The organism is Luteitalea sp. TBR-22, assembly GCF_016865485.1.
In the GTDB taxonomy this organism is placed as follows: domain Bacteria; phylum Acidobacteriota; class Vicinamibacteria; order Vicinamibacterales; family Vicinamibacteraceae; genus Luteitalea.
On sequence record NZ_AP024452.1, the window covers coordinates 4,141,453 to 4,155,298 of the forward strand.

At 69.9% G+C, this 13,846-nt stretch carries 11 protein-coding genes and 1 riboswitch; of the genes, 5 read left to right on the forward strand and 6 right to left on the reverse strand.

Annotation, left to right across the window (positions count from 1 at the left end):
• Positions 1-110 precede the first annotated feature (110 nt).
• Together metK and TBR22_RS17445 are read right to left on the reverse strand one after the other, a co-directional pair.
• On the reverse strand, positions 111-1,223 hold the full coding sequence (gene metK, locus TBR22_RS17440) for a methionine adenosyltransferase (RefSeq protein WP_239489124.1): 1,113 nt from the start codon (positions 1,221-1,223) through the stop codon (positions 111-113).
• Positions 1,224-1,348: 125 nt separating this feature from the next.
• A complete protein-coding gene (locus tag TBR22_RS17445; protein ID WP_239489125.1) occupies positions 1,349-1,636 on the reverse strand; it encodes a hypothetical protein in 288 nt (95 codons plus the stop codon).
• A gap of 56 nt (positions 1,637-1,692) precedes the next feature.
• Positions 1,693-1,826, reverse strand: a riboswitch (SAM-I-IV-variant riboswitch).
• 61 nt (positions 1,827-1,887) lie between these two features.
• Here TBR22_RS17445 and dut point away from each other — a divergent pair.
• Positions 1,888-2,313, forward strand: a complete 426-nt coding sequence (gene dut / locus TBR22_RS17450; protein ID WP_239489126.1) for a dUTP diphosphatase — start codon at positions 1,888-1,890, stop codon at positions 2,311-2,313.
• Between the two features lie 97 nt (positions 2,314-2,410).
• Here the strand turns inward: dut and TBR22_RS17455 are convergent, their stop codons facing one another.
• The 4 genes from TBR22_RS17455 to TBR22_RS17470 all read right to left on the reverse strand — a co-directional run bounded on the left by TBR22_RS17455 (position 2,411) and on the right by TBR22_RS17470 (position 9,127).
• Complete coding sequence (locus TBR22_RS17455) at positions 2,411-5,569, reverse strand: efflux RND transporter permease subunit (RefSeq protein ID WP_239489127.1); 3,159 nt, start codon at positions 5,567-5,569, stop codon at positions 2,411-2,413.
• A gap of 135 nt (positions 5,570-5,704) precedes the next feature.
• The gene (locus TBR22_RS17460) at positions 5,705-6,892 is read right to left on the reverse strand and encodes an efflux RND transporter periplasmic adaptor subunit (protein WP_239489128.1); all 1,188 of its coding nucleotides are present in this window, start codon (positions 6,890-6,892) and stop codon (positions 5,705-5,707) included.
• Positions 6,893-6,900: 8 nt separating this feature from the next.
• On the reverse strand, positions 6,901-8,511 hold the full coding sequence (locus TBR22_RS17465) for a TolC family protein (protein ID WP_239489129.1): 1,611 nt from the start codon (positions 8,509-8,511) through the stop codon (positions 6,901-6,903).
• The gene (locus TBR22_RS17470; RefSeq protein ID WP_239489130.1) at positions 8,504-9,127 is read right to left on the reverse strand and encodes a TetR/AcrR family transcriptional regulator; all 624 of its coding nucleotides are present in this window, start codon (positions 9,125-9,127) and stop codon (positions 8,504-8,506) included. The genes TBR22_RS17465 and TBR22_RS17470 overlap by 8 nt, the downstream gene beginning before the upstream one ends.
• Positions 9,128-9,414: 287 nt before the next feature.
• Between TBR22_RS17470 and TBR22_RS17475 the strand changes: the two genes are divergently transcribed.
• From TBR22_RS17475 to TBR22_RS17490, 4 genes are all read left to right on the forward strand, one after another.
• Positions 9,415-10,320: a hypothetical protein gene (locus TBR22_RS17475; protein ID WP_239489131.1), complete on the forward strand. Its 906-nt coding sequence runs from the start codon at positions 9,415-9,417 to the stop codon at positions 10,318-10,320.
• A 118-nt stretch (positions 10,321-10,438) separates the two neighbouring features.
• Entirely contained in the window at positions 10,439-11,458 is a 1,020-nt protein-coding gene (locus tag TBR22_RS17480) for an ATP-grasp domain-containing protein (protein WP_239489132.1), read from the forward strand.
• Positions 11,459-11,592: 134 nt separating this feature from the next.
• The gene (locus TBR22_RS17485; RefSeq protein ID WP_239489133.1) at positions 11,593-11,793 is read left to right on the forward strand and encodes a DUF485 domain-containing protein; all 201 of its coding nucleotides are present in this window, start codon (positions 11,593-11,595) and stop codon (positions 11,791-11,793) included.
• 9 nt (positions 11,794-11,802) lie between these two features.
• Positions 11,803-13,683 carry a cation acetate symporter gene (locus tag TBR22_RS17490; RefSeq protein ID WP_239489134.1) on the forward strand — a complete coding sequence of 627 codons (1,881 nt, stop codon included), beginning with the start codon at positions 11,803-11,805 and terminating at the stop codon, positions 13,681-13,683.
• Positions 13,684-13,846 lie beyond the last annotated feature (163 nt).

The window sequence follows — 13,846 nt, forward strand, 5'->3', positions numbered from 1 at the left end:
CGTCCCATGAGCCTTGAGCCTGAAGCCGTGCGCCTTCCCCAGGACGACAAACGGCCGCTCCCCTGTGCCGAGGAGCGGCCGTGGACGTCACGCGCGAGGTGCGGCGACGCCTATGCTTCCCAGGGCAGCCCCGGGCGGCCGAAGTGGCCGTAGTTGGTCGTCTGGCGGTAGATCGGGCGCAGCAGGTCCAGGGTCCTGATGATGCCGGCCGGACGCATGTCGAACGTCTTGCGCACGAAGTCCTCGGCGGCCTGGTTGTCGCCGGTGCCGAACGTGTCGACCAGGAGCGAGGTCGGCTCGGCGACGCCGATGGCGTAGGAGAACTGCACCTCGCAGCGCTGCGCCAGACCGGCCTTGACGACCTCGCGGGCCACGTAGCGGCCGAAGTACGCCGCGCTGCGGTCCACCTTGGAGGGGTCCTTGCCGGAGAACGCGCCGCCGCCGTGGCGCGCCGCGCCGCCGTACGAGTCGACGATGATCTTGCGGCCCGTCACGCCGGCATCGGCCGATGGCCCGCCGTGCGCGAAGCTCCCGGACGGGTTGACGAGGAAGAGGTCGGCCTTCGGGCACCACTCGCCGAGGACGCGCGGGGCGAGATCCTCGATCACGTAGGCCCGGATCTCGGCCTGGTCCTTGCCCTCGGTGTGCTGCGTGGACACCACCACGCGCTCGATCGCCACCGGCTTGCCGTTCTCGTAGCGCACCGACACCTGGCTCTTGGCGTCGGGACGGAGGAACGCGTACGCGCCGGCCTTGCGACGGTCGTCGGCCAGGCCCTTGGTGAGCCGGTGCGAGAGCAGCAGCGGCAGCGGCATCAGCTCGGGGCTCTCGTTGGTGGCGTAGCCGAACATCAGGCCCTGATCGCCGGCGCCCTGCTCCTCGGCCTTCGCCTTGTCGACGACGCTGGCGTTGATCTCCTTGGACTGCGCGGTGATCTTCTCGATCACGGTGACGCCGTCGGCGTTGAACACCTCGCTCGGCCAGTCGTAGCCGATCTCGCGGATGGCCTGCCGGGCGATCTTCGTGTAGTCGAGGCCCGTGGCGCCGGTCGTGATTTCGCCGGCGAGCACGACGAGGTCTTCCTTGACGAGCGTCTCGCACGCCACCTTGGACGTGGGGTCTTGCGCGAGACAGGCATCGAGGACCGAGTCGGAGACGTAGTCGGCGACCTTGTCCGGGTGGCCCTCGGACACCGACTCCGAGGTGAGAACGAAACGGGACATGCGGGGCTAATCCTTCAGGTGCTGCGAAAGTTGTGGGCCGGAGCTTCGCCGTGCCAGCCGTTCACGTTGTCCACCGACGCGCGCACGATCGGGCACGCGGGCGGCGGCGAGATGACGCGCCGGGCTCAGCTCACGCGGCGCAGCACGCCCTCGGAGCTCACGCTGGCCAGGATCTCGTCCCGGCGCACGCGCGCCTCGGTCAAGTCGTCCGTCTTGAGCGAGTGACGAATCCGCTCCTGACGCCAGCCGTCAATGATAACCGTATACGCGATCCACCAGAACCGTCCGTTGCGCCAGAGGTGGTGGTTCTCCCCCAGGCGCTGGAAGCGACGGTCTTCCGGCGAGAGGGCGACCTGCAGCGACGGACGACGGAGCGCCGGCGTCGATTCGGTGTGGGTGGCGGAAGGGATCATGGTGTCTTCTCCTGAGTTACCAAGTGAAGACACCCGGAGGCTGCGGGTTGCCCCGCCGGACACTTTGTAGTTGTTCGTCTCGAACCGCATCGCCTCGGACGCCCTTGCGGGCCGCCCGGGCTGGCACCTTGGGATGTCCGCCCCAGGTTGCCGGGCCCGCGCCTGCTGCGGGCCGCTCCGGATGTCGAGGAAGACGATACCATCACATGTGGAGATACACAATCGTGGATTTAACGAATGATTCCATAACGGTGGGCGTCCGCCGGCTCGGGGACGTCCCCGAGCCCCGTTACCAGACCGTCGGCGCCGCCGCGATGGATCTGGCCGCCGCCACCGATATGACCGTCGGGCCGGGCCAACTCGCCCTGGTGCCCACCGGCCTGGTGTTCGCCGTGCCGCCCGGCCACTTCCTGGCCATCGTGGCGCGCAGTTCCCTGCCCAGGCGAGGCCTGATCGTCGCCAACGGCCTCGGCGTGCTCGACAGCGACTATCGCGGACCGGCCGACGAGGCGCGGGTGCTGGTCCTCAACTACACGCAGGCGCCGGTCGCCATCGCCAGGGGCGACCGCATCGCCCAGGCCTTCGTGCTGCGCGTGCCGCGCGTGGAGTTCGTGCCCCTCGTCCACGAGGCGGACGAGGGGTCGAGGGGGGGATTCGGGTCGACGGGAGAGAAATAGGCTCAGGGCTAGGGCTCAGGGCTCAGGGCTCAGAAAGCACACTGAACTGTTCTGGATGATCTCTGAGCCTTGAGCCTTGCGCCGTGAGCCGTCCTGCCTACGAGCCCGCCCGCGTCGCCGCCGGTTCCGGCAATTCGATGTGCTCGCTCGCCGGGCCATGGCTGCGCGCCTTGCTCGGGCGGCGGAACAGGCCGAACGCCCAGTCGCGGAAGCCGGCCATGATGTCGTAGATCGTCGGGATGACGAGCAGCGTGAGCACCGTCGACGTGATGACGCCGCCGATGACGGCGCGGCCGAGCGGGGCGCGGAAGTCCGCGCCTTCACCGTGGCCGATGGCGACCGGGATCATCCCGGCGACCAGCGCGAAACTGGTCATGAGGATCGGCCGCAACCGGACACGGCCGGCCTCGATCAGCGCTTCGCGTCGTTCCATCCCCTGCTCCATCGAGTACTTCGCGAAGTCGATCAGCAGGATGGCGTTCTTGGCCACGATGCCCATCAGCAGGATGACCCCGATCATGCTCATCAGGTTCAGCGTCGTGTTGGTGAACAGCATGGCGAGCATGACGCCGATCAGCGACAGCGGCAGCGACACCATGATCGCCAGCGGGTCGAGGAACGACCCGAACTGCAGCACGAGCACGAAGTACATCAGCAGGATGGCCAGCGCCAGCGCCGCGAGGATGCCGCCGAAGACTTCTGCCTGGTCGGCCGACTCGCCACCCGTCGAGAGTTCGTAGCCCGGCGGCAACGTGACCTTCTGGTTGACCCGCGCCGTGACGTCGCTGAGCACGGAGTTGAACGACCGCCCTTCCGTGTTCGCCTCGATCTTGATCACCCGATCCCGGTTCAGGTGATCGATGCGGGCCGGGCCGATGTTCTGCGTGAGCCGGGCCACCTGCCCCAGCGGGATCAGCACCGGCCCCTGCGGCCCCATCACGCCGATCGGCAGCTGGTTCAGGTCGCGGATGTTCTGCCGCGACTCCGGCGCGAGGCGCACGTAGACGTCGCGCGTCTCGCCGCTCGGATCGATCCAGTCGCCCGTGTCGATGCCGGCGAAGGCCGGGCGCAGGGCCTGCGCCACCTGCCCGACCGTGATGCCCATCGAGCCTGCCAGGCCGCGATCGATCAGCACGTCCACTTCGGGCTTGCGACCCTTGGTGGAGAGGCCGACGTCGACCGCGCCGGGCACCTGGCGCACCTCGTCGCGAATGCGCTCGGCCAGCACCGACAGCTGCTGCGCGTCGGGGCCGGTCAGCTGCAGCTGGATCTGCTTGAAGTTGCCGAAGAAGTTCGTGTTGATCCACGCCTCCACGCCACCGAGGTGCAGCAGCTTGGCGCGCAGGTCGGCCGCCACCTCCTCCTGGCGACGCGTCCGCTCGGCGCGCGGCGTCAGCTTGATGAACACGTTCCCCTCGTCGACCGACTCGGTCTGGCCACCGATGCTCGTGTAGGTGTAGGCGACCTCCGGCAGCGAGCGGGCGATGGTCGAGACCTCCTGCGTCTTCAGCCTCGTGTACTCGATGTTCGAGCCGGGCGGCGTGGTCACCACCACCTGGAACTCCGAGTTGTCCGAGACGGGCAGGAAGGCGCCGCCCACCAGGCCGAGCGCCGGCAGCGCCAGTGCGCCGACGAACGACGCGATGGTCAGCAGCACCATCGCGAGGCGGTGCCGCAGGGCCCAGCGGATCAGCCCCTTGTACCGGTCGGCCTGTCGGTCGAACCAGCGGTTGAACCGATCGAGCCCCCGCGAGATGAAGCTGCGCTGCTCGATCGGGATGTGCGGATCGGGCCAGTACGCCGACAGCATCGGGTCGAGCGAGAACGACACGAACAGCGACACCAGCACCGAGCAGGCGATGGTCAGCGCGAGCGGCGCGAACCACTGCTGCGCCAGGCCGCCCATGAAGGCGATCGGCACGAACACGACGACGATCGACAGCGTCGTGGCCGCCACCGCCAGCCCGATCTCCGACGTGCCTTCGCGGGCCGCCGTGTAGTGGTCCTTGCCCATCTCGACGTGGCGGACGATGTTCTCGCGCACGACGATCGCATCGTCGATCAGGATGCCGATGGCCAGCGACAGGCCGAGCAGCGACATCGTCTCGAGCTTGAACCCGAACATCAGCACGGTGATGAACGAGGCCAGCACCGACACCGGCAGCGCCAGGCCGGTGATCACCGTCGAGCGCCACGAGTTCAGGAACAGGAACACCGTGATCACCGTCAGCACGGCGCCCTCGATGAGGGCCGACTGCACGCTCTCGACCGACGCCTCGACGCGCGCCCCGGCATCGCGAATCAGCTTGAGCTCGACGCCGGGCGGCAGCGTCTTCTGCACCTCGCGCACCTTCTCGATCACCGCGGCGCTCACGGTGGTCGTCGAGGCGTTGGTCGTCTTCTTGACCTCGATGCCGACGGCGTTGGCGCTGTTGAAGGCCGCGCCGGTCCGGGGCTCCTCGGCGCCGTCGTAGACGCGCGCCACGTCGGCCAGCCTGACGATGCGCCCGCCGGCCTGGCTGATGGCAATCTGCCCGAACTCGTTCGGCGTCTGCAGGCGGCCACGCAGGCGGATGGTCCGCTCGCTGATGCCGCCCTGCAGCCGTCCCACCGGCACCGCAAGGTTCTGCGACTGCAGCGCGGCGACGACCTGGCCGACGCTGACGCCGGCCGTCTGCATGGCGGTCGGGTCGATCTCGACGGTGATCTCCCGCTCGATCGCCCCGACCACCACGACCTCCGCGACGTTGCGGATGCCGCGCAGTTCGTTGGTGACGCCCGGATCGGCGATCTGCGTGAGCTGGGCGCCCGTGAGGTTGGTCGACGTCAGCGCCAGCGTCACGATCGGGAAGTCGTTCGGGTCGAAGCGCTTGAGGATCGGCTCCTCGAGTTCCTGCGGCAGCTCGTTGCGGATCTCGGAGATCTTGTCGCGGATCTCCTGCACCGCCTCGGCCGGCTCCTTGCCGAACTCGAACTCGGCGACGATCAGGCCGAAGCTGTCGAGCGACTGCGAGTCGAGCTTCTTCAGCCCGCTGATGCTCGAGATCCCTTCCTCGATCGGATCGATCACGTCGCGCTCGACCTGGTCGGGCGACGCACCGGGGAACGGCAGCGCGACCGACACGACGGGCGGAGCGATCTCGGGGAACTCGTCGACCTCGAGCTTCAGCAGCGCGAAGAAGCCGAAGACCACGAGCGCCAGCATCGCGACGACGGTGACCGTGGGCCGCTTGATGGCGAAATCGGAGATGAACACTGCAGGGTCTCCTTACAGATTCCGGGTACCGGGCACCGGGAACCGGGCACCGGGCGACGCATCGCCCGGACCGCACCGCCCCCGATCCCACTGCCAATGCCGACTGCCGACTGCCGACTGCCGACTGCCGTTCGCCTACGACTTGGGCGCGGCCGATGCCGGCGTCGCGGCCGGGGCGGCGGCCTGCGATCGGTCGGTGACGCGCACCTGCGTGCCGGGTGTCACGCCCTGCGCCACGCCGGTCAGCAGCACGTCGCCGTCGGCGAGTCCCTCCACCACCTCGGCCCGCTCGTTCTGCGCGTCCACCAGGCCGAGCCGCACGCTGACCTTCTCGACCTTGCCGCCGCGGATGCGCAACACCGACGGCTGCGTCTCCGGGTCGGCGATCACGCTGAGCGGCAACACCAGGCCGCGACGCTCCTCCTGGGTGACGCGCCCGTCGGCGAAGAGCCCCGCCACCAGCCGACCGCTACGGTTGTCGACGGTGACCCAGATCGGCACCTGACGCGTGGTGGGGTCCGCGGTCGGGCTGACGCGCTCGATGCGGCCGGTGAACGCCTGGTCGGGATAGCCGCGCACCTGGAAGGTCACCTGCGCCCCCACGCGCACCGCGGCCAGCGACTCGGACGGCACCGACGCCTCCAACTGGATGCTGGTCGGGTCGACGATCGTGTACAGCGCCGTGCCCGGCGCCACGACGTCGCCGGCGTTGACGGGACGCTCGGCCACCACGCCGCTGATCGGCGCGGTGACCGTCGCATCGCCGAGCGCCTCGCGCGCGTTCAGCAGGCGGCTGCGGGCCCCGGCGACCTCGGACTCGAGGCGCACCACCTCGTTGCGCGCGGCTTCGACGGCGCGCTCCGCCACGGCGCCGGCCGAGACGAGCTTCTCGGCGCGGGCCAGTTCGCGCTTGGCGAGCTCGAGCGCCTGCTCCTGCGAGCGCACCGACGACTCGGCCGAGGTGACGGCCTCGCCGGCCGTGCGCGCTTCGATGCGCGCGAGCACCTGTCCGCGCCGGACGGCCTGGCCCTGCTCGGCCGAGACCGACAGGACCGAGCCGCCGACCTCGGCCCGCACGGTGGCCTGGTCCTTGGGCGCGAGGGTGCCGGAGATCACCGGTCCGGTGCGGATGTCGTCAAGCGTGACGCGCACCGTGTTCTCCTTGCCGATGTCGAGCACGGGCGGCGCCGCGGGCGCGGCGGCCTTGGCCTCCGCTTCCTTGGCCGCGCCATTGCCGCAGCCGGCGGCGAGCACGAGCGTGGCGGCCACTCCGGCGAGCGCCGCGGTCAGGTCGATGCGGCGGTGCCGCGCATGTGCGTTCATCACGTTCCTCATTGCCGTGTCCCCGTCGTCTGCGTCGCCGTGGCCGCGGTGGCCTGGCTGGCCGATCCCTGCGGCGGCTGGGCGTTGCCCGCCGCCACTGCCGTCGCCGTCGCGCCGCCGCCGCTGGCGGCGCCAATCGGCAGGTCGGGCAGCAGGGCGAGGCGGGCGCGCGTCAATTGCAGGTCCCGCGCCGCCTGGGCCCGCGCTGCCTCGGCCCGCTCGAGCGCGAGCCGCGCATCGTTCAGTTCGAGCTGCGTCGAGAGGCCCTCGCGGTATCGGACGTCGGCGATCTGGTAGGCGCGCTGCGCCTCCTCCACGGTGCCCGCCGAGGCATCCCAGGCGGCGCGCGCCGCTTCCCAGGTCGCGCGGGCGCTGCGTTGATCGAGCTCGGCGAGTTCCTTCACCAACTGCAGTTGCTGGCGGCTCTCCTCGAGCGTCGCCTCGGCGATCGCCCGGTTGGCCTTGCGCCGGCCGCCATCGAGCAGTGGCATGGACACCGAGGCGCCGACGGTCCAGTCGCGCCGGTTGTACGCCGGCAGCGGGTCGTACGCGTAGGCGATGAAGGTCGAGCTCGCCGTGACATGCGGCAGGAAGTCGGCCTTGGTCACCGCGACGGCCGCCTCGCTGGCCCGCACCCCGGCCTCGGTCTGCTTGACGGCGGTGCGTTCGACGAGCGCGAAGCCCGCCTCGGCTTGCGCCAGCGTCGCCGCCCATCGGGAGGCGAGCGCGCCGCGCGGCTCGGTCAGGTTCGCGTCGAGCTCGATGGGCTGATCGGCCGGCACGTTGATCAGCTGCTTGAGCCGCAGGTAGGCCAGGTCGCGCTGGATGCGCGCGCGGATCACCGCGGAGCGCTGGTTGTCGCGCGACACGCGCGCCCGCAGCACCTCGAACTCGGCGATCTGCCCGACCTGGAACTGCACGTCGATCTGGCGCAGCGTCTCCTCGGCCTGCGCCAGCGTCGACTCGGTGATGGTCGTGAGCCGATCGGCAAGGGCCGCATCGTAGTAGGCCACCGCGACGTCGAGGTCCAGTTGCGCCCGCGTCGTGGTGACGCCCAACGACGCCGCGTCGCGACCGGCGCGCGCCTGGCGCTCGCGGGCCCGGGTCTGGCCGGCGTCCCAGACGTTCTGGGCGATCTGGAGCGTCGCCGTCCAGGTGTTGAGCTGGCCGAAGGGCAGGTCCGAGCTGCCGCCGAACGGGTTCTGCGGAGGGCACTGCAGGTAGCGTTCGAGCTCGGCGACGCGCTGGTCGATCGGCGCGCCCGGGTTCACCGTCAGGCCAGCGCAGGGCTCGACGGGCGTGTCGGTGTCGAAGATGCCCGAGAACTGCGTCTGCAGGGTGCGCTGGTAGCCGATCGCGCCGTTGGCTTGCGGGAACAGGGCGCTGCGGGCCAGCGAGATCTGGCCGTCGGCGCGCTGCACCCCGGCCTCGGCCACCGCCACCTGCTCGCTGCCCCCTTCGGCCATGACGAGGGCGTCATCGAGCGTGATCCGGCGGGCGGGCGCAACCGGCGCCGTGCTCGGGACGGGCGCCTGCGCCACCGCTCGATCGGACGAGGCGACCAGGACCGCCAGCAGCAGGGCGCCGGCGCGAACGGACGAAAAAGACGTCTCAGGCATGATGCACCACGGCTTCCGACTCGGCCGCGCGAGCGGCGAGGGAGCCACGCGCGCCAATCGCGCGCAGGAAGAACGCCACGTATCGCTCGGGAGCCTCGGCCGGCGAGTACGCGTAACACTGGGGGTGGACGTCGCGGCCCATGGCATCGGCGAAGACGACGCCGCCGAGCACGTTGCCGGCGACGGCGATGTCGATGTCCGGATCGCAGAGACCGGCGGCGCGAAGGCGCCCGAGGTAGCCGCGCAGCGTCTGCTCGATGCTCGAGCTGATGCGGTCGCCCAGGCAGCCCATGTCGGGATGGGCGACAGCGTCGGCCATCGCGGCCTTGATCAGGCGGGCGTTGCCGCGCATGAACTCGTAGTGCCGACGGGTCCAGTCGAGCAGTTCGGCCGCCGGGTCGCGCGGGATGTCGGGGAGCACCGCCTCGTCCTGCAGGCGGGTCACGGCCCGCAGGACGGCCTCGAGGATGAGGCCTTCCTTGGAGCCGAACTGCCTGAAGAGGGTCACCTCGTTGACGCCGGCTTCCTGGGCGATGCGCCTGGTGGTGGCGCCCCGGAACCCGGCCTGGGCGAACACCTTCACCGCCGCTTCGAGCAACTGTTCACGCACGTCCATGTTGAGAGACACCGCCTCGCGCGGTGGACATACCTTGTACCTCGGTTTCACAATGAAAGCAAGTAACCACTTGCTGTCAGGCCACCATTCCATCAAACCTCAGCAATTTGAGGCTCCGTCGACTGCTACCGACACCAACGGTCGCTGCACCTTGTTCCGCACACGCACAACCTCAGACGGCCAACCCTGCGGCCTTTCATCGGTCGCCCACGGTGCAAGCGCTTACTTGCGACGCCTACACGTTGACGAAGGTTGCCAGCGCGAAGTTCCGCTAGCCTGTGGCCGTCGTGCTGCTTCCCGGCCTCAACCTCCCCTGGCTCCGCTATGGCGGCGACTTCGGCGCCAACGCCTGGTCGCCGGCCGGTGGCCTCTCCACGCGCCACCACGACGAGGTCCACCACCTGCTCGACCGGGCCGCGCGCGCCGGCACCCGGGTCGTCCGCTGGTTCGTCCTGTGCGACGGCCGCGCCGGCATCGACTTCGCGCCCGACGGCACCCCGACCCGCCTGCAACCGGTCGTCCTCGACGACATGGCCTGCGCGCTCGATCTGCTGTCGGCCCACGGGCTGCGGATGATGCCCGTCCTGCTGGACTTCACCTGGGCCGACGCCCGCCGCATCGTCGACGAGGTCGCGCTCGGCGGGCGCATCGCGGTGCTGCGCGACGCCGTCGCCAGGCACGCGCTCTGGCAGGTGGTGGATCCCCTGGTGGGAGCGTTCGGCCGGCACCCCGCCATCGCCTGCTGGGATCTGTGGAACGAGCCCGACTGGCTCGTGCAGTCGTGGCGTCCACCGGCGCGCCGCCTCCCGCCGCGCCGCCTCCGGCAGGTGCTCGAGGAACTCGCGTTGCACGTCCGGTGGCATGCCACGCAGCCGATCACGGTCGGCCTCGCGAGCACGCGCGGCCTGCCGCTGGTGCGGACGCTCGGTCTCGACGTGCTGCAGGTCCACTGGTACGACCCGCTCGAGCGACGGGCACCGCTGGCGCGTCGCCCGCCCGTGCCCTGGAGCGATGCCCCCTGGCTGCTCGGCGAGTACCCGACGCGAGGCAGCGCGCTGGCCCCGGACGCGATCGTCGCGACGGCACTCGGGGCGGGCTACGCGGCCGCGTGGCCGTGGTCGCTGCACGCCGACGACCGCAGCAGCGACGGCGAGGCGGCGCTGCGCGCCGTGGCGGGCGTGCGCAACACGTGAGCGCATGCTGACCCTTCGCTCTCGGGCCTTCGTCCTTCGTCCTTCGTCCTTCGTCCTGAGTCCTGAGCCCTGAGCCCTGAGCCCTGAGCCGCAAGCCCCGATGCAGTAAACTGCACGGATGCGTCGCCTGCGCGTGCTGTGCCTCATGCACGACTACCTCGTGCCTCCCGAGGACGACAGCAAGTACGACATCTCCGTCCCGTGGAAGACCGAGTTCGACGTCAAGAACACCCTCGACGTGATGGGACACGAGGTGCGGGTCGCCGGCGTGGGTGACGATCTCGGGGTGATCCGGGCGGCCATCAAGGACTTCTCGCCGCACATCGTCTTCAACCTGATGGAGAACTTCACCGAGGTGGGGGTGTTCGACCAGAACATCGTCAGCTACCTCGAGCTCCTGAAGGTCCCCTACACGGGCTGCAACCCGCGCGGGCTCATGCTCTCGCGCGACAAGGCGCTGTCCAAGCAACTGCTCGCCTACCACCGCATTCCGGTGCCCGACTTCGCGGTCTTCCGGGTCGGCCGGCCGGTGCAACGGCCCAAGCGCCTCGCCTTCCCGCTGATCGTCAAGTCGCTGACGCAGGAGGCCTCGATCGGCATCTCGCAGGCCTCGGTGGTCGAGAGCGACGACAAGCTGCGCGAGCGGGTGCACTTCATCCACCACTCGGTGGGCACCGACGCCATCGTCGAGCGCTACATCCCCGGCCGCGAGTTGTACGTGGGCATCGTCGGCAACCTGTCGCTGAAGGTCTTCCCGGTGTGGGAGCTGAACCTGGGCAACCTGCCGCGCGAGAACTGGCGCATCGCCACCGAACGCGTCAAGTGGAGCGGGCCGTACCAGGAGAAACACGGGATCATGAGCGGCCCGGCCGCCGGCCTCGAGCCGGGGCAGGCCGAGCGCATCCAGCGCCTCTGCAAGCGGGTGTACCGCACGCTGGACCTCAGCGGCTACGCCCGCATCGACCTGCGCCTCACCGACGACGGCCGGATGTACGTGCTGGAGGCCAACGCCAACCCGCAGATCGCCTACGGCGAGGACTTCGCCGAGTCGGCCGAGGCCGCGGGCCTGAACTACGAGCAGTTGCTGCAGCGCATCATCAACTACGGCCTCGCCTGGCGGCCGGAACGGCGGGGTTGATGACGTTTGACGTTTGACGGTTGACGGTTGACGGTTGACGGTTGACGTTCGGCGGCCGGGCACACGCCGCGACGTGCGGGCACGGTGCCCCCAAGGGCCGGCGTCAGGCGTTATGCGTTAGAGTAGCGCCCGCAATGCGCACTCCACGCGTCGCCCTCTGGCTCTTCGGCCTGTACCTGCTCGTGTACGTCGGCTTCATGGCCCTCAGCGCCTTCGCGCCGGCCGCGATGGCCGCCACGCCGCTGGCCGGGCTGCCGGTTTCGCTCCTGTACGGCCTGCTGCTGATCGGCCTGGCCTTCCTGCTCGCCGCGCTGTACCTGCGCGTGGCCCGCTGACCCGCATCCATGGTCTACGTCACCTCGCCGCTGGCCGTCGGCGTGTTCCTGTCGTTCGTGCTCGGCGTGCTGATCCTGAGCTGGTGGCTCGGGCGCAGCGCCAAGTCCGCCAGCGGCTACTACGCCGCGCACGGCCAGATCCACTGGTTCGTCAACGGCATCGCGTTTGCCGGTGATTACCTGTCGGCCGCGTCGTTCCTCGGCATCTGCGGGATGATCGCGTTCTACGGCTACGACGGCTTCCTCTACTCCATCGGGTACCTGGCCGGCTGGGTCGTCGCGCTGTTCGTGGTGGCCGAGCCACTGAAGCAGATGGGCAGGTTCACCTTCGCCGACGCGCTCGACGCCCGTTTCCACTCGCGCGGCATCAAGCTGGCAGCGGCGATCAGCACGCTGGTCGTGAGCCTCTTCTACCTGATCCCGCAGATGGTCGGCGCCGGCGTCCTGATCAAGCCGCTGCTCGGCTTCTCGCACGCCAGCGGCGTGCTGATCGTCGGGGTCGTCGTGACGATCATCGTCGTCACGGCGGGGATGGTGTCGACCACCTGGGTGCAGTTCATCAAGGGCGGGTTGCTGGTGGCCTTCTGCTTCCTGCTCACCGTGATGATCCTGCGTCGCGGGTTCGAGGTGCCGGCCGGACTGCCGGTCGTGCCGCAGTCCGCGGAGGCCGTGCAGCAGACGGGGCGCGTGGTGGTGGATCCCGACTGGCCCGAGGACCGATGGCTGCAGGTGCAGCAGGCCAGCGGTGCCATCCACAGCTACCGTCGCCTGCCCGACGGCCGGGTACGGCTCACGCAGGTGGTCACCACCGGCGGCGGCCAGACGCTCGTCGACGGCCTGCCGCAGGGCGTCGGCGCCAACGCCCATGACCTGACGCCGGTGGGCGCGGTGTCGGCGCTGCCCGGCGGCGGGTCGTCGACCGGCCCGCTCGGCCCGATCGCCTTCCTGCGCACCTTCCACGGCGCGACGATCGAGACGTGGACCTCGGAGAAGCGCCCGCTCTCGGGCGGGCGCGTCGCCACCGTCTATACGCCGCGCGAGCAGACCGGCGCCGACCTCCTGCAGCCCGGCGCCAGCCCCACCTTCAGTGGCGTGCGCAGCGCAAAGCTGTTCGACAAGCTCGACTTCCTCTCGCTGATGCTGGCGCTGTTTGCCGGCACCGCGTCGCTGCCCCACATCCTGATCCGCTACTACACCGTCAAGGACGTGATGGCGGTCCGCAAGTCGACGGTCGTGGGCATCGGCGCCATCGGGCTGTTCTACGTGCTCACGCTGTACCTGGGCCTGGGCGCGATGACCAGCGGCGCCCTCGACGTGAGCAACACGAACATGGCCGCGCCACTGCTCGCCCGCAGCTTCAGCGAGCCGCTGTTCGCCGTCATCTCGGCCATCGCCTTCACCACGGTGCTCGGCACGGTGAGCGGCCTGATCCTCGCGGCCAGCGGCGCGGTGGTGCACGACCTGCTCACGCACGTCTGGCGCATGGAGCTCACCGACGATGCGAAGGTGCGGGCCGGCAAGCTGGTAGCGGTGGTGGTGGGCATCGTCGCGATGCTGCTCGGCATCGCGTTCGAGAAGCTGAACGTGTCCTTCCTGGTGGGGTGGGCCTTCAACGTGGCGGCGTCGGCCAACCTGCCGTCGCTGGTGATGCTGCTGTTCTGGAAGCGGACCACCAAGCAGGGGATCGTCGCGGCGATCATGGTCGGCATGGCCAGCTCGCTCGGCTGGATCCTGGCAAGCGCGCAGGCCTACAAGGACGTGTACGGGTGGCCGCCGGAACAGGCCCTGGTGCCCTTCAGCCAGCCCGGCATCGTCACCATTCCGCTGGGGTTTCTGGTGCTGATCGTCGTCTCGCTGCTGACCCCGCGGCCGGTGGTTCGCACCGCCTGAGCGAGAGCAGGCAGGGCGGGGTGTCCCACCCCGCCGCCATCGCGACCGACTCGCGCCCTACCCTTGGGGCTGCGCCCGGCTCCGGTGCCTTCTGAGCCCTGAGCCTTGAGCCCTGAGTCCGGTGCCCGGAACGCCGTGCCCGGTACCCGGCCTCCCGACCTGC